The 15,876-nt window shown below is 39.7% G+C and carries 14 protein-coding genes; 5 read left to right on the top strand and 9 right to left on the bottom strand.

The features are described 5' to 3' along the window. Positions 1–189: 189 nt before the first annotated feature. Both Q7674_RS05680 and Q7674_RS05685 read left to right on the top strand, forming a co-directional pair. Entirely contained in the window at positions 190–1,362 is a 1,173-nt protein-coding gene (locus Q7674_RS05680; RefSeq protein ID WP_045065312.1) for a MerR family transcriptional regulator, read from the top strand. 2 nt (positions 1,363–1,364) lie between these two features. Then, on the top strand, positions 1,365–1,871 hold the full coding sequence (locus Q7674_RS05685) for a GNAT family N-acetyltransferase (RefSeq protein ID WP_045065311.1): 507 nt from the start codon (positions 1,365–1,367) through the stop codon (positions 1,869–1,871). An 83-nt stretch (positions 1,872–1,954) separates the two neighbouring features. On the opposite strand, the gene Q7674_RS05690 is transcribed toward Q7674_RS05685, so the two are convergent. Next, positions 1,955–3,697, bottom strand: coding sequence for a leukocidin family pore-forming toxin (locus Q7674_RS05690; RefSeq protein WP_305422028.1), 1,743 nt, complete (start codon positions 3,695–3,697; stop codon positions 1,955–1,957). A 375-nt stretch (positions 3,698–4,072) separates the two neighbouring features. On the opposite strand from Q7674_RS05690, the gene Q7674_RS05695 reads away from it, so the two are divergent. Then, complete coding sequence (locus Q7674_RS05695; protein WP_305422030.1) at positions 4,073–4,318, top strand: GNAT family N-acetyltransferase; 246 nt, start codon at positions 4,073–4,075, stop codon at positions 4,316–4,318. 141 nt (positions 4,319–4,459) lie between these two features. Here the strand turns inward: Q7674_RS05695 and Q7674_RS05700 are convergent, their stop codons facing one another. The 4 genes from Q7674_RS05700 to Q7674_RS05715 form a co-directional block, all read right to left on the bottom strand. Beyond that, positions 4,460–5,506: an oxidoreductase gene (locus Q7674_RS05700; protein ID WP_045065309.1), complete on the bottom strand. Its 1,047-nt coding sequence runs from the start codon at positions 5,504–5,506 to the stop codon at positions 4,460–4,462. A gap of 214 nt (positions 5,507–5,720) precedes the next feature. After that, positions 5,721–6,668, bottom strand: a complete 948-nt coding sequence (locus tag Q7674_RS05705; protein WP_045065307.1) for an FAD:protein FMN transferase — start codon at positions 6,666–6,668, stop codon at positions 5,721–5,723. 57 nt (positions 6,669–6,725) lie between these two features. Continuing rightward, positions 6,726–9,743: a flavocytochrome c gene (locus Q7674_RS05710; protein ID WP_045065306.1), complete on the bottom strand. Its 3,018-nt coding sequence runs from the start codon at positions 9,741–9,743 to the stop codon at positions 6,726–6,728. Positions 9,744–10,306: 563 nt separating this feature from the next. Next, positions 10,307–11,209, bottom strand: a complete 903-nt coding sequence (locus tag Q7674_RS05715; RefSeq protein WP_052679897.1) for an SDR family oxidoreductase — start codon at positions 11,207–11,209, stop codon at positions 10,307–10,309. Positions 11,210–11,313: 104 nt separating this feature from the next. Here Q7674_RS05715 and Q7674_RS05720 point away from each other — a divergent pair, with 104 nt between their 5' ends. Further along, positions 11,314–12,192, top strand: coding sequence for a LysR family transcriptional regulator (locus Q7674_RS05720; RefSeq protein WP_045065302.1), 879 nt, complete (start codon positions 11,314–11,316; stop codon positions 12,190–12,192). A 10-nt stretch (positions 12,193–12,202) separates the two neighbouring features. Here Q7674_RS05720 and Q7674_RS05725 read toward each other — a convergent pair whose 3' ends face one another. The 3 genes from Q7674_RS05725 to Q7674_RS05735 all read right to left on the bottom strand — a co-directional run bounded on the left by Q7674_RS05725 (position 12,203) and on the right by Q7674_RS05735 (position 13,609). Continuing rightward, on the bottom strand, positions 12,203–12,577 hold the full coding sequence (locus Q7674_RS05725; RefSeq protein ID WP_305422036.1) for an AAA family ATPase: 375 nt from the start codon (positions 12,575–12,577) through the stop codon (positions 12,203–12,205). Positions 12,578–12,722: 145 nt separating this feature from the next. Beyond that, entirely contained in the window at positions 12,723–12,944 is a 222-nt protein-coding gene (locus Q7674_RS05730) for an AAA family ATPase (protein WP_305422038.1), read from the bottom strand. Positions 12,945–13,081: 137 nt separating this feature from the next. Continuing rightward, positions 13,082–13,609, bottom strand: a complete 528-nt coding sequence (locus Q7674_RS05735; RefSeq protein WP_045065299.1) for a hypothetical protein — start codon at positions 13,607–13,609, stop codon at positions 13,082–13,084. 271 nt (positions 13,610–13,880) lie between these two features. Here Q7674_RS05735 and Q7674_RS05740 point away from each other — a divergent pair, with 271 nt between their 5' ends. Further along, positions 13,881–15,269, top strand: coding sequence for an IS4 family transposase (locus Q7674_RS05740; RefSeq protein WP_305422566.1), 1,389 nt, complete (start codon positions 13,881–13,883; stop codon positions 15,267–15,269). Between the two features lie 59 nt (positions 15,270–15,328). Here Q7674_RS05740 and msrA read toward each other — a convergent pair whose 3' ends face one another. Then, positions 15,329–15,826, bottom strand: coding sequence for a peptide-methionine (S)-S-oxide reductase MsrA (gene msrA, locus Q7674_RS05745; protein WP_305422040.1), 498 nt, complete (start codon positions 15,824–15,826; stop codon positions 15,329–15,331). Positions 15,827–15,876: the final 50 nt, after the last annotated feature.

Raw genomic sequence — 15,876 nt, forward strand, 5'->3', positions numbered from 1 at the left:
GAGAGAAGAGTAATTACTTTATAAGACATTGAAAAGAACATATGCAACTACACTAACACATTGTTACAACAAAGATTACCAAGATTTATTTATAAGCAATAACCACTAAACTATATCACTCTCAAAACCCTTGACCTGTCTAAAGCTTCATAGTTTATAGTGCGCTTATCAATCAAAGGGAAAGCTGCCATGTACCGTATTTCTGAATTAGCGCAAAAAGTGGGATTAAGTCGATCCACATTACTCTATTACGAAAAGCTTAAACTGCTCACTGGCACACGCTTAAGCAACGGCTATCGTGGCTATACCGACAAAGATGTACAACGGGTAAAACTGTTACAGCAACTGCAAGCAGGTGGACTTTCTCTAAAAGAGTGCCAAGCCTGTTTAGATGCCCAAATTGACAGAGAATTATTGCTACAAAGGCTGAATATCCTCGATGAAGAGATCGCGAAAAAGCAGAAAGCCCGCAATTTACTTTCTTCGATGCTGGGTATGAATTCGATGAAAGAATGGCACCAATCAATGGAGTCAGCAGCACCTTCTGCTCATTTAGAATGGCTAATGAAGCAGGGTTTCAGTGAAAAACAAGCCTTGCGATTAAAATGGCTGTCGAAAGATATGAACGAACATGAGCAATACATGGCAGATTTTGAAGCGATCTTTGATGATTTAGAGCGACTTGGCCCTAGTTGTGATGATGACTCACTAAAGGCACTTGAAATATTACCCATTACATCCGGTGAAGTGTTAGATATCGGCTGTGGTAAAGGCGTTGTCACTACCCTATTGGCTAAACATGGCGATTTTCATATAACTGCGTTAGATAACGATGAATACAACTTAAGCTGTGTAAACGAAACAGCTATTGAAAACGGGCTTGAACATCGCATCACCACTGTTTCCGCCAGCATGACCGCCATGCCTTTTGAAAAGCAACGTTTTGATGTGCTATGGGCTGAAGGCAGCGCTTACATCATGGGTGTTGAGCAAGCACTTAAAAAATGGAAACCATTAATTCAAGCTAATGGTTATTTGGTGATCAGCGACTTGGTGTGGTTAACCGATAGTCCAAGCCAAGAGGCAGTGGATTTCTGGCAACAAAACTATCCAGATATGACCACCAGCAAGCAACGAATTAAACAAATGCGGCAAGCAGGTTTTGAAGTGATTAACCACTTTACCCAAAGTGATCAATCATGGACAAACTACCTGACACCATTACAAAACAAGATCGCTCAATTGGATGATCAACATTTCACGTCAAATGCTATCGCAGATATTAAGAACGAAATCCATATCCATGAGCGCTATTTAGGCCAATACGGCTATCAATTATTTGTATTAAAGAACAAAGGTTAAACATGATCATTCGAGCTGAGAAAGATTCAGACATTACTGCAATTGAAACGCTAACTTACAGCGCATTTACAGATCACCCTCATCATGAACCGGGCGCAGAGCCAACCGAGCACTTGATCGTCAATCGCCTACGTGACGCTAACGCCTTAACACTATCGTTAGTGGCTGAAGTAAACAATCAAGTTGTTGGTCATATCGCTTTCTCCCCAGTACTGATCAATGGTGACGCTACAAACTGGTACGGTTTAGGTCCTGTATCAGTCTTGCCAGAGCAGCAAGGAAAAGGGATTGGTAAGGCGTTAATTAAAGAAGGATTAGCCCAGTTAAAAGAGCGTGGTGCTGAAGGAGTCGTTCTATTAGGTGAACCTGAATATTATGGTCGATTTGATTTTAAAGCCCAGCCAGAATTAACCCTAACAGGCGTGCCTGCAGAATATTTCTTAGCCCTGCCTATTAAAGATTCAATTCCAGCAGGTGAAGTAAGCTATCACCCAGCGTTTTTTGAATAAACATAAAAAGAAAGCTGACATCATTGTGTCAGCTTTAAACTGTGGCGTCTCAGTCAATAAAGAGAAAGCTATTAATAATACTTCTAGCCCTGAGATACTTTCTCGAAATAGTCTGTATGATCTGTCAATATTCGTAGACTTATTTGTTGAGTCTCTTGAGTATATAAACCTAATTGGACAGTCGACTTATTGTACCCGAGGTAATTACCACTGTAGACATTCATTAATTTGTCACTGCCTTTAACCCATTGCCAACGTTGACTTAATCTCATGTCACATTGTTTAAGTTGATTTAAATAATCACCGTCTAAGCATAAGCTAGTGTCTTTCGCACTTACATAACGCCCATGTTTATCATAGATAAATGATTGCGAAACCCGCTTTTGATTACATGCCCTTGTGAGTATTGTTCCACTCGATGAAGATTCAATACAGCGATCATTAAAGCCCTTCAACTGTAAATAAACTAATCGACCACCAGTAAACACAGGGTGCTTCCAATCAACTGTGAAGCGAACATTTTTGCTAATTCTTCTACGAGGTGATTTTTCAGTACCATAGTATTTCAGGTGCATACCAAATAAATAAAAATATTTATACGTTAAATGATGAATAGGACGTATATTAACTGAAGACCCAACAGAAAAAGTTGTTGTGCCTAAAGCTTCAGGGGCCGCTTTAAATATTACGTCCATTGTAGGAATAAAGCCTTTATAACCAATAGGATTTATTCGATTTAAATCTGCTGGGAAAGTTTTAACCCATACCGCATCTGTAGAGCGATTTAACAATGATTTAGCTGTAGCATAATGATGACGATTCCATTTAAAACTTACGTTTTTATGACCATTAGTGCTTCTTTCAACACGATAATCTTGAGTTTTAAATGTTAACCATCTTGATTGAGTATAACTAGCAGTTACATCTGACTTAACTTTAGGGCCTGTTACGCCCATTTCTGTTCCAACAGTCACGCCTAAAGTAAACCCTGATACCTCTTTTTTTTCATAATCAGCATTAAGATTGTTACGTGGAACCGTTTTTAATACTGCTGCTTTGTTGTTGGATACATTAAACGAAAAAGCATAGTCTTGTGCAATAGCGCTTGAACTCCACTCATGTTGGTATCCTGCCATAAGAAAGTATGGAGCCTGAAAAAATCCGGATCGCAAAGAATCATTAAGATGAATACCCGCACCTGACGCACTATCATCTATAGTAATACGAACTATTTTTGCATCTGGCGTTTCACCAGCCACACTACCAAACGCAAGCGAACGTTGTAGATTAACTCTATAAATCAAAGAAATATGAGCGTTAACGCAATAACGCCTTTTACCGTATTCGTGCCAAAGTGTTGACGCTCTAAAAGTACATTCCCATGGACTTATTCTCCGTTTGACCATTAAGTAAAACGAAAGGTGTGGCAAAGAAGCATGCTCAGACTTACTTGAGTCCTTATTCACATCCCCATTGAAACTATTTTCTTCTTGATCATGAGCGTCTAATAATTCAATAGAAGAATCATCGATCCCCTCAACGGGAGCGAACATTAATTTATTTTTATGTTTCGTGATAACTAAATAGTCTTCAGGAAAAGAAATACCTATTTGACTTCTAAGTAACTGTTTGGCTTTATCCTTTTTCGACTCATCTACGATACTAGAAAAATCGATTAAGGCTCGCTTATTATTTTCCAATATCTTTGTTGTTATCTGTTCTAAATTAAATGAAAGTTCTTCATTATTATAAAGCGTCTCATCTACTAACCAACTCTCGGCATTAATATAATCAACCTGGCTACTATCTTGTAGTTGACTTAACATATTAACAGCTAAACCTTGCGGTTGTTCACTATATGCAAATACCGAACTACAAAAAAAAATATATCAACTTTATAGCAAAGTTAATACTCCTAAATATCTTCATATAAAACCCACCATATTTTAATTTTCTATTTAAACAATTATTCACTCTCTTTAAAATAAATAACATAGACATTAACCACATTTATAGCATGGTTACTTTGTAATACAAATAAATTTTAAAAAGACTATCGCCACAGGTAAAATATTTCATTAAACATAATTAATCTTTTTTAGCGAATAATTAATCAATAAAGTTATTGTTCATATCACTATTCACCCCGTACTGATAAATGGTAAACCACAAACTGGTACGGTTTAGCACCTGTATCAGTATTGCCAGAGCAGCAAGGAAAAGGGATTGGTAAGGCATTAATTAACAAAGGGTTAGCCCAGTTAAAAGAGCGTGGTGCTGAAGGGGTCGTCTTATTAGGTGAACCTGAATATTATGGTCGATTTGGTTTTAAAGCCCAGCCCAGATTGACTCTAACAGGCGTGCCAGCGGAATACTTCTTAGCACTGCCTATTAAAGATTCAATTCCAGCAGGTGAAGTGAGCTATCACCCAGCGTTTTTCGAATAATACATTTAAAAGCCGACGTAATGTCGGCTATTTATACATACTCAAAATATATTTTGTACAAAAGTACTACTGATAACCTTACTTTTCGAGTTTATTAAAGCTCTTTACGATGTTAAATATCTAAAGTCTATTGCGGCTGTATTAGACAGTATCTTTAAGTTGTATTTTCTTACCTAAACGGCTGCTTTCTATCGCCAACTCTATTAATTTAATGTTTAATAATGCGTCTTCTGCTTTAACAGGACATGTCGCACCTTGGCGAATTGCTTTAGCTACTTGGTGATAATATTCCTGATAACACCCTTTCACTGTTGGCACAGGCGTACAACTTTGCTCGTCATAAAAGTTACCATATTGAGAAGGTGATTCTGCTGACCAATCTTCATTTACAGGCATAACACCAGAAACTAAGTATTGCTCTTGCGGATCAATACCCAGCTTTTCATAACTGCCACCAGTACCTTTAATGGTAAAACGCTTATTTTCGCTAGCACTTATCATGTCGCCATGAAGCACAACAAGGTGAGTTGAGTAATGTAAAAGTAAGTGGAAGTAATCAACATTATTAGAGCCTTTACGCGTGACTCTACAATCTGCAGTGATCGCGTCTGGTAATCCAAACAAGGTGATCGATTGATCCAGCAGATGCGATCCTAAATCAAACAATATACCGCCACCATCTGCGGCTTGCTCTTTCCAACGTTCGCGAACCACAGGGCGAAAGCGATCGAAGTGAGATTCAAAATGTTTTAACTCTCCAAAACGTTTTTCATCGATCATTTTTTTCACAGTAAGGAAATCACCATCCCAACGTCGATTGTGGTAAATACTCAGCATTAGCCCCTTTTCTTTTGCTAATGCGATCAGTACTTCCCCATCTTCAACCTTGGTGACAAATGGCTTTTCAATAATGACATGTTTACCATTCTCTAAGGCTACTTTAGCTAACTGAAAGTGGACATCATTTGGCGCGGTAATGATCACTAATTCAGCATTGGAAGAAGTTATCAGCGCTTCTGCACTATCAAAATGTTGAATTAATGGCCAATCTTCTTGAAGTTGTTGTTGCTTAGTTGTGCTTATCGCCGTTAGCTCAAACTCTTTTAGGCTTGTAATAAATGGAATATGAAAGGTTTGAGCAGAAAAGCCATAACCAATAACCGCTGTTTTGATCGCTGAGCACGCCATGTTCATTTCTCCATACCGAATAATTGGCAATTGAATAATATCGTTTCATTTTTACAAACACTGACAAACTCAAATACCAGCCAGTCATCTATGTGAGAAACTTATCATCATGGGGCAATGTAGGAAATGCAACTTACACATTTTTTGTCGTTTTAAATGTTGGATACAGAAAAAAATAAAGCTGTATTTCTCTTTACTAGTCAAATCTTGCTATTTAGCGCAGTTGAACAACTGTACCGTTATCAGTAAGGCCATTAGTGACAAAAATGTCACCTTGATTTGAGATCAATACCGCCTCGATGCCTGCCTGACGATTAAGATAAGAAAGTGATTCATCAATGGATGATAAAAAGCCAGCAGTGCTCCATATTTCACCATCAACAGAGAGCTTTGAAATAATCGTCACACTCGCGATATTGGTTGAAATAGGCTTGCCCGTTTGCCCATCAAGAAGATGATGGTATCGCTGCCCATTGTATTCAAAATAACGTTCATTAATGCCAGACGTTACCATAGAATAATCTCTTAAAGGCACAACTCGACAGATATCGCCACGCGAAGCTGCCAGCGGGTTTTGAATACCGACATTCCATGTTTGTGAAGCATTCTCAGGCGAGTAACCAATGGTCAGTACATTACCACCAAGGTTAATAAAGCCATGCTCGACCCCGTTAGCCGTAAGAAAATCTTTGATCCGATCAGCAAAATATCCCTTGGCGATAGCACCTAAATCTATCTGCATACCCGTTTGAGAAAGGTATACCGACTGATAATCATCATCTAGGATAATATTTGACGGATCGACAAGCTGTAATTTTTCCGCAAGCTCATCATCTGTGGGTAACTTGGCATCTTTAAAACCGATATGCCATGTTTTAACCAGTGGCCCGATCGCCACATTAAACGGATTTTGAGGATCGACACTGATCGCTTTTGATTTCTTAATCAGTGCATAGAGATCTGGCTTTACACGGACAGGTCGAATGCCTGCGTAGTTATTGACGCGCATCAGTTCAGATTGCGCCTGATTTACCGTAAAGCGTTGAGTAAATTCTTGAAGTTGCAGATAACATTCTTTGATCAAGGCTTCACCACGTTCATGATGAACCACAAGATCAATAAAGGTTCCCATCATAGGAAAACGCGTTTTATAACTTGCCATTAACTCTGCTCTCGTAAAATAGTAAAAAGGGAAGCACATGGCTTCCCTTTTGTATCATTAAACGCGGTTAGATACGCTATCACCCGCTATACGGCCATAAGTGAAAATATCAATCAACGCATTACCACCTAAACGGTTACCAGCATGAATGCCACCAGTCACCTCACCTGCTGCATATAGTCCAGAGATTGGTGTCCCCGTTTTATCCAACACACACGCTTGAGTATTGATCTTCAAGCCCCCCATTGTATGGTGAACCGAAGGCTTACGTGGCGTTGCATAGAAAGGTGCTTTTTCCACTTTTAAGCCAAGTGCGCCTTTGTGGAATTCAGGATCACGCCCTTCATCAACGTAGCTGTTATAACGGCGAATCGTTTCTGTTAACGCTTCAGTCGGTACATTGATTTTTTGAGCTAATTCTTCAATTGAATCCGCTTTAATAATAATACCTTCTTCGATCTCACGCTCAATGGTTTCATCTGTGGTGTTCGCTGCTGTTTTACGGATAGCTTCATCAGCAATCATATAAATCACACCACCATTGTCGAAGAACGAGCGAGAAAGCACGTCTCGACTTTCACATTCATCGACAAAACGCTTGCCTTGGTTGTTAACAAAGACAAAGTTTTCAGGTGGAACAATAAGACCCGTTAATAACGCACCAGATTTAGGATCACCAATCGGCATTAACTGCACATATTCCATGCCCACTAAATCAGCACCGACTTTTTCACCGATTTCAATACCATCACCAATAAGTGCAGGTGAGTTGGTTGTTTTAATATCGTCGGCAATCTCCCTCCAGTAGTTGTTGTATTTTTGCAGCATTTTGGTATTTGCACCAAAACCACCAGACGCCAGTACAACACCACAATTAGTGGTTAACACATATTTTGTACCGTCTGAATGCGTTGCTTTAATACCAATAACTTTTCCATCGTCAACAATCAATTCTTCAGCTCGCGCATCCGTAATGATATGTCCACCTTGGGCAATTACTTGCTTTTGTAGTTTTTCGACAAACTCAACACCTTTAGGACGATTAGGTTTGTGCGCTCGACGCCATAACGCACCAACAGCGATATCCACCATACTACGGTTAAAGTCGATGCCTTTTTCAGTTAACCAATCAATCGATTCCATTGCACGACTTGTTAACGTCTGTACCAAATCGTATTGACCGTGAATTGGTTCACCATCAAGATTGGTACGTTTACCACCTAAGTATGTCTGAATAAGGTGCAGTTCAACGGAATCAAACAGGTAATTTTTGCCACTTTCAGTATCAAGGAAATAGTTAGCTAGTTGATCCTTCAGTGTGCGGAAATCTGCAAGATATTCCTCTGCAATGTCTGACTCAGGTGTATTGGCAATCGCTTTAAGGTAATCCACTTCACCAGCAATCGCAGGGAAATCTTTGACCCACTTAGGCTCTGCTGCATTTACCCAACCGCCTGTACGTACAGTGTTACCACCAACAACAGGGAATTTTTCTAGCAAAATAACAGACTTGCCATTATCTAAAGCAGTAAGCGCTGCACTTAAACCTGCACCACCGCCACCGACAACAACAACATCGACAGTTTTTTCGATAACTTCTGTTGACCATTCAACCGCTTCACGTGCTTTACAACGAAGCGCTTCAGAGTTACCACCCGCTAAATCAACCGCATCAGATACACCATCAATAACCGCTTGGCTACTCACTGTCGCACCAGAAATCACATCAATATTTAGCGTTTGTCCTTCCATTATTTGTTGTGGAATACGTTCAAACGCAGGGTTAGCAATACCGTCTGACTCTTTTGATGAATCAACGATAATATCGAGGATCTTGTCTTCAGAGAACGTCACCGTTACAGGTAATTTGCCATTGTGACCATAGCCATAAGCGGTGTATTCACCAGGCTCAAAGGTGATCTCAACGTTTTGTAATTCTTTAATACGCTGGTGCTTTAATGCCTCAGCCTTACTATCAACAATCATGTAGTCCATGATTTCCCAAAGTGGTGTTGGGATCTTCAGTTGATGTTGTTGCTCAATATCAACGAACTCGGCACATTCTTCACCATTGATCGCTTTGGTCGCCCACGTTGGTTCAACAAGGAAACCTTTACCCACACTCACCATGTCATAGCCTTGCGCTAACGCTTGATCAGCATCAGAACGCTGAGCGATGCCACCAACACCGATTACAGGGATCTTGGCAACATTGTCAGACTTAAGCGCATGGTATTTACGAATAAGTAGTTCTTTATCTTCAGGGTTTACAATCGAATTTCGCGTGTAACTCCCCATCGAAAAGTGGAAATAATCAAGACCACTCGCAGCCAACTTATCAAGCAAGTACATGGTATCTTCGAAACGAATACCTGGCTCTTCAATTTCTTCAGGAGAGAAACGGTAACCAATAATGAAATCATCGCGTTGGTGCTCAGCGACAACTCTTTTCGCTTCATTTAAAACAGCAAGAGGAAAGGCAGTACGCTTTTCAATATCACCGCCCCATTTGTCATTTCGGCGGTTCGAGTGTGGAGAGAAGAACTGTTGGATAATGTATGTATTAGCACCATGGATCTCAACACCGTCAAAACCTGCAACAATGGCACGATTAACCGCATTAGCAAAAGCTTCAATCATGAAACCAATTTGCTCTTTCGTCATCTCAAGTGGTGTTTCTGCATTATCACGAAGTGCAGCAACAGGGCTTGCAGAAATAGGTTGATGACCACCATTGTATTCGCCGTTTGCCATACGACCAGCGTGGTAGATCTGAAGAATAGCTTTTGAGCCTTTCTCTTTAATTGCCGAAGCTAATTTCTTAAGCCCTGCAATCTTACTATCGGTATTGATACCTAATGCACCGGGAAATGCTCTGCCGTAATTTTCAACAAATGCACTTTCAACAATGACTGCGCCAGCATCGCCAGAGCGAGCGGCATAATAGTCGATCATTTCTTGCGTAACACCGCCATCAAAAAAAGCAGATTGAATGGTCATAGGTGCCATAACAATGCGGTTTTTAAGTTTTGCTTGTGATAAGCCTAATTGAATTTCATCTGTTAAATTATTCACTGATTCATATTCCAATATAAATTAATACTTATATGAAAAATCACTAAATAGAAATTTGGCTTAAATGATTTTTGAAATAAGAACTTAAATAATTAAGTAACTTTGAATGAAATTACTATAGCGGTTATTTTTAGTAAAATGATACATCTGCATTTAATCTATGCACAAAGCACATAAAGCCATTAACATTTAAACAAATTGGTTTATTGTTAACACTTAGATTAAAACAAGTTAACAAATAAAAAGTAAAATTCACTTAGTGTGAGTAATTATGAAAAAAACAAGTATCATTGAAAATGGATAATATAAATACTATCAAGAGCTTAATTTTCCCGAAAAATACGAATAATAAAGGATTTAAAGCTATCAAACGGAAAGTGGTTAGTATATTCCCTCAGAAAAATTACCGTATAGTAGAAAGTAATTATTCCTATTTTTCTTTAATCTTTATTTGCTAAATTGAATTTCAATATTGACTGGATTTATTGATTTATGAACGTAAATAACATGCATAATAAAAAAAGAAGCTGACATTAAATCAGCTTCTTTTAAAACTTTGTTTACTAATCAATAAACTTATTACTTTTCGCCCAGCGAGTGATCACATCTTTCGCTAATGGTGCGGGGCCAAAGAAACGTTCTTGATCGCTAATGTCAGCAACAAAACGTCCTTTTTTGAAGAACAGAAACATTTCAAACATGTCATAGCCAAGTTCACTAAATAGTTTGATTGGGCGAACCAGTAATTGGAAAACAAACCATGGCACAGTCCATGTCGATAACTTTTTACCTGTCACTTCACTAATTAATTGCACCAATTCCGCTTGGCTTTTAGCACCATCACTCCAACCTACATCAATCGATTTATTGTTAATTTGATCGCCTTCAAATGCAGCAGCTTTAGCAAGATAATCCGCTAAATCATCAGTCAAAATGTACGACCACTTGGTGGTTGTATCGCCAATTGCGTAAAAACGACCAGCTTTAAAGCCATTCGCAATGTAGTCAGACGTTTGATCTAAAAACGCTGGCGCACGGACAAACACATAAGGAATACCCACTTGCTTAATCACATCTTCTGCGACTTTTTTAGCATGAAAATGTGGCACGCTCTGCGCTTCATCGCTATTAACAATACTCAAGAAAACAAAGCGTTCAATGTTTGCTCGTGCTGCCGCTTCTGCGAGATTTTTATTGCCTTGGAAATCGGCATCAAGGCTCTCTTTCATATAACCATTGGCAGAGCTAATCACAACATCCACACCTTGTAATGCAGCATCTAAAGAAGCAGGATCCATCATGTCAGCCTGTACCCACTCTAGCTCTGAAAATTCATCTTTTGGTGCACCACGGCGTGACATCGCTTTAATATCAACGTTTGAATGCTGCATTAAACTGCGTAAAATTTTACGACCTAGGAAACCTGTGGCACCAACAACAAGTACTTTCTTCTTTTGAGTTTGCATAATCATTTTCTCGTTAATCTCTGACCTTGAAGCCATGTTATATAATTCTATATTTGGATTAAATGAGATAAAATGGAAATAATTGATTCATAAATGGGATAATAATGACATCACTTGATGATATGGTGCTATTTGTAGAAGTCGCCAACGTAATGAGCTTTCGCCAAGCCGCTGAGATCACTGGAGTGCCTAATTCCACCCTTTCGAGGCGCATCAGTGCATTAGAAAAAGCCATTGGGCTGCGTTTGCTTCACCGTACAACACGAAAAATTGAACTCACAGAGGCAGGTCAACTGTATTACGAGCGCTGCCGCCGTATTGTTGAAGAAGCCAAACTCGCCCATCAACAATTGAGTGATATAGCAGAAAATCCTAGTGGTAAAGTTCGCGTGTCTGCCCCTATTGATTTTGCAACTCACTTCATTGCGCCATTACTGCCTGAGTTTGCAAAGCAATACCCAGAAATTGAATTGGAGTTTGATTTATCGTCACGGCGTGTAGATATGACATCGGAATATTTCGATGTTGCAATTCGTGCAGGTGAAAGTGAAAGCTCAAACTTAATTGCTCGTAAGCTCGCTAACTTTCATCACTATATTTATGGTTCCCCCGCTTATTTGGCGCAGTATGGCGAACCACAATCACCAGACGAACTTACCCAACATCAGTGTTTTAGTATCGTAAAATCACCCCATTGGGCGTTACATAGCAAAGATAAATCGGCAGATATTAAGGTCAATAGTAAGCTGTTTGTAAATAGTATTGGCATGATCAAGCAATTAACCTTGCTCAATATGGGATTGGGATTACTTCCGCAAGAAATGATCATAGATGAGTTAGCGCAAGGAACATTAAAGCGCATTTTACCAGAGTGGCAAGGTGCACCTGTTCCCATTTATGCCATTACAGAAACCCGCTTATTGCCCGCGAAAACTCGCTGTTTTATTAATTTCATTCAACAACAATTAGAACAGCGTCGATAAGTATCGACGTTTACTCTTCATCCATGAGTATTTTCATCATTTGCTGATGACGATTAAGAAAGTTACGAGTGATTTCATAATGTTCAGTATCTTCATAAGCGGTTTCGTAAATACCACTGTCACTGAACTGATAGATCTTCGCTCTTGGGTAGGCAAGTAGAATCGGTGAGTGAGTAGCAATAATGAACTGTGAACCGTCTTCAACCAAACGGTGAATTTCAGACAGTGCAGCCATTTGTCGTGCTGGTGACAATGCGGCTTCTGGTTCATCCATAATGTATAAGCCATTTCCACGCAATTTATTAGAAATCGTCGCCATAAAAGATTCACCATGAGATTGATGATGTAACGACTGACCACCATAGCCTTGTAGTGGCGGCGGCATTAGCTGATCTAAATAAGTGGCTACATTATAAAAACTCTCTGCCCTTAAAAAGTAATAATCTTTAGGGCGTTTAAAGCTTTTTACTGTTTTGATGTAACGATCTAACTCTGAGTGTGTTTGCTCGGTAGCAAAGCCCGTATTCTTATTACCCCCCTTCTGCGTTTAACCCCATTGCGACCGCAATCGCTTCAATTAACGTTGATTTTCCTGCGCCGTTTTCACCGACAAAAAAGGTGACATCGGGGTGAAACTCAATAAAATCCAACTCTTTAATAGCAGGAATAGAAAAAGGAAATTGATCGTAGTTATCAATTTTCTCTCGCTTTAATTCAATTTCTCGTAAATAGGGCTTTTCTTCAAAATTCATCAGATCTCAAACGCTATTGCTTATCACTTATGTTAGTTAACTGCGTGAAGGTAACATTGATCAGCCATCAATTTGAAATAAAAAGAGCGAGATATTCATACTCGCTCATTAAAACATCATAACGATTCAAGACTGAATTATTCTGGCTGACCTTGCGGTTTTTCAGCAGGTGTTTGAGCAGGCTGCGTTGCACTTTCTTCAGCGACTGACGTTTGAGTTTGTACTGGTACCTCTAGAGCAGATGCAGGCTCAGCGGTTGATACTTCCTTTGGCTGTGACTCAGGTGCTGCTTGAGTTTCAAGCGCAGAGTTTGAATAGGTTTGTGTTTCAACCAAAGGAGCAGCTGTATCTTGCTGTACTTGCGCTGCTGTTGGTTGTTCTGTTGCTGTCGCATCTAAACCTGAACAGGTCATACCGAGTGTTGTTAGCTTCTCTGCAAATGCTTTTGCTTTGGCTTCACAATAGCCTTTTTCATTTTTTGCATCCCATAGCACTTCTGTACCTGTTGATTTAGTGTAATGGACTTCACAAGGAACTTGGCTGCCAGGGTTCGTGTATACCACTTCAACCACGCGCTCAGAATCGCCACGCTTACACACGTATTTATCTTGCGCATGCGCTTGGAAAGCTAAAACAGTTAAAGCAACTAATAGTAATGGTTTCATAACTATGACTCCTAATAGCCATTCTCTTTTTTTAGAAATCCTATCTTATGCGTTACACAGTGACTGGAAACTGAATACACAAACAAAGCAGGAATAAAATCAATTGCCCATTCAGTATAAGATCTTTCTCTATTTTGAGAGGAACAAATAAACAAAAGGCTCAATAGTGCTGTCTCTTATACACAAATCCCTAAGCCAATGCTTGGGGATTTTTTGAACTAATTTTATGTTTCATGATCTGATCATCTAAGCAATGATAAGGATGATTATGATGACCTATATAGAACCAACGCTTTGGGCTCAAAAACAATTCGGTCAAGCCGATCTTAATGACCCAAGACGCACTCAAAGACTCGTTGCTCTAGCTACCTCTCTGGCTGAACAACCTGGTGTCCCTATCTCAAAACTCATCATCTCCCCAGCCGATATGGAAGGGGCTTATCGCTTTATTCGTAATGACCAAATCAAAGCAGAAGATATTGCAGAAGCTGGATTCTATGTCACAGCACAAGAAGCTTTAGAGCAACAAACACTGCTTGCATTGGAAGATACCACTTCTCTAAGTTACTCACATCACAGCATACAAGATACACTCGGGCATTCCAATCAAGGTAATCGACACCGAGCAATGTTCGTTCATTCAACATTGCTTTTTGCTCCCGAAACTCACACTGTGGTTGGTTTAATCGAACAACAACGCTGGACCCGAGATATTGAAAAACGTGGTCAAAGACACCAGCACGCAACTCGACCATACAAAGAAAAAGAAAGTTATAAATGGGAACAAGCATCTCGCCATGTTGCAGAGCGACTAGGCGAGAAAATGTCAGAGGTTATTTCTGTATGTGATAGAGAAGCCGATTTATTCGAGTACCTCACTTACAAGCACGAGCAACAACAACGATTTATCGTTCGCTCAATGCAAAGTCGCTGTATCGAGGAGCATGATAATCGTCTTTATGACTACGCTTCCAAGTTGTTATCAGCAGGAAGCAAAGAGCTAAAAATACCGCAAAAAGGCGGTCGTAAGTCCCGCACGGCTCATCTAGACATCAAATATGCTCCCGTGACACTTAAGTCTCCCGCCAATAAAAAAGAGTTCGATAATATCTCTCTCTACTATGTTGGATGTATAGAGCAAGGTGAGAGTGACGACAAGCTCGCATGGCATTTACTGACATCAGAGCCTGTAACGAACAAAGAGGAAGCACTTAACATCGTCAGTTATTATGAGCGTCGTTGGCTGATAGAAGATTTTCACAAGGTTTGGAAAAGTGAAGGCACGCAAGTTGAACAACTGAGAATGCAAAGTAAAGATAACTTAGAAAGGCTCAGTGTTATTTTGGCATTTATTGCTACTCGTTTACTCCAGTTAAGATTTATGAACGAATCTAAAGAGTTATCTAGTAGCTGTTGTGAACGGGTGTTAAAAGGTAAAGCGTGGAAGCTTATGTGGTTAAAATTAGAGAAGAAAAAAATGCCCAAAGAAGCACCAAATATATCGTGGGCTTACAAAAGTATTGCACGGTTAGGTGGTTGGAAAGATACCAAGCGGACGGGTCGCGCTTCTGTAAAGACATTATGGCAAGGATGGTTTAGGTTACAAACCATCCTTGAAGGATATGAACTAGCTAAGTCTCTTGAACACAATGACTTGTGATCAAGAGACAGCAATAGTGAGCCTTTAATGTAAATCATAGCAGCCTAATACTGGCTAAATTACTCTTCTGGTAGTACCCAGTCAGGACGTGGGAAATGACAGGTATAACCATTAGGTCGATGAAGTAAATAATCTTGGTGTTCTGGCTCTGCTTGCCAAAAATCACTCGCTGGGACGACTTCTGTAACCACTGTTCCAGGCCAAATACCAGATGCATTAATACGCGTAATCATCTTTTCAGCTACATCTTTTTGCTCATCTGAAGTATAAAAAATGGCTGAACGATAAGATGTACCGATATCGTTACCTTGACGATTAGTTGTTGTTGGATCGTGAATTTGAAAAAAGTACGCCAAGATCTTTGCAAAGCTGGTCTGGCTATCATCAAATAAAATTTCAATGGCTTCAGCATGAGTGCCATGATTAGGGTAAGTTGCATTTGCCACATCACCACCGGTATAACCCACTCGCGTTGTGATCACCCCAGTTTGGCGACGAATGAGATCCTGCATGCCCCAAAAACAACCGTAAGCCAGTATCGCTTTTTGTTGTGCCATCGTTGACTCCTTAACTCTTAAATTCCCAATTCGGTATATACCCTATCACT

The sequence above is a fragment of the Photobacterium leiognathi genome (genome assembly GCF_030685535.1).
GTDB classification, from domain to species: domain Bacteria; phylum Pseudomonadota; class Gammaproteobacteria; order Enterobacterales; family Vibrionaceae; genus Photobacterium; species Photobacterium leiognathi.

Coding starts and splice junctions, on each gene's coding strand:
- Q7674_RS05680 (WP_045065312.1), top strand. CDS start 190: ATGTACCGTATTTCTGAATTAGCGCAAAAAGTGGGATTAAGTCGATCC.
- Q7674_RS05700 (WP_045065309.1), bottom strand. CDS start 5,506: ATGGCGTGCTCAGCGATCAAAACAGCGGTTATTGGTTATGGCTTTTCT.
- Q7674_RS05735 (WP_045065299.1), bottom strand. CDS start 13,609: ATGAAACCATTACTATTAGTTGCTTTAACTGTTTTAGCTTTCCAAGCG.
- Q7674_RS05705 (WP_045065307.1), bottom strand. CDS start 6,668: ATGGCAAGTTATAAAACGCGTTTTCCTATGATGGGAACCTTTATTGAT.
- Q7674_RS05715 (WP_052679897.1), bottom strand. CDS start 11,209: ATGCAAACTCAAAAGAAGAAAGTACTTGTTGTTGGTGCCACAGGTTTC.
- Q7674_RS05690 (WP_305422028.1), bottom strand. CDS start 3,697: ATGTTAAGTCAACTACAAGATAGTAGCCAGGTTGATTATATTAATGCC.
- Q7674_RS05725 (WP_305422036.1), bottom strand. CDS start 12,577: ATGCCGCCGCCACTACAAGGCTATGGTGGTCAGTCGTTACATCATCAA.
- Q7674_RS05730 (WP_305422038.1), bottom strand. CDS start 12,944: ATGAATTTTGAAGAAAAGCCCTATTTACGAGAAATTGAATTAAAGCGA.
- Q7674_RS05740 (WP_305422566.1), top strand. CDS start 13,881: ATGACCTATATAGAACCAACGCTTTGGGCTCAAAAACAATTCGGTCAA.
- msrA (WP_305422040.1), bottom strand. CDS start 15,826: ATGGCACAACAAAAAGCGATACTGGCTTACGGTTGTTTTTGGGGCATG.
- Q7674_RS05720 (WP_045065302.1), top strand. CDS start 11,314: ATGACATCACTTGATGATATGGTGCTATTTGTAGAAGTCGCCAACGTA.
- Q7674_RS05685 (WP_045065311.1), top strand. CDS start 1,365: ATGATCATTCGAGCTGAGAAAGATTCAGACATTACTGCAATTGAAACG.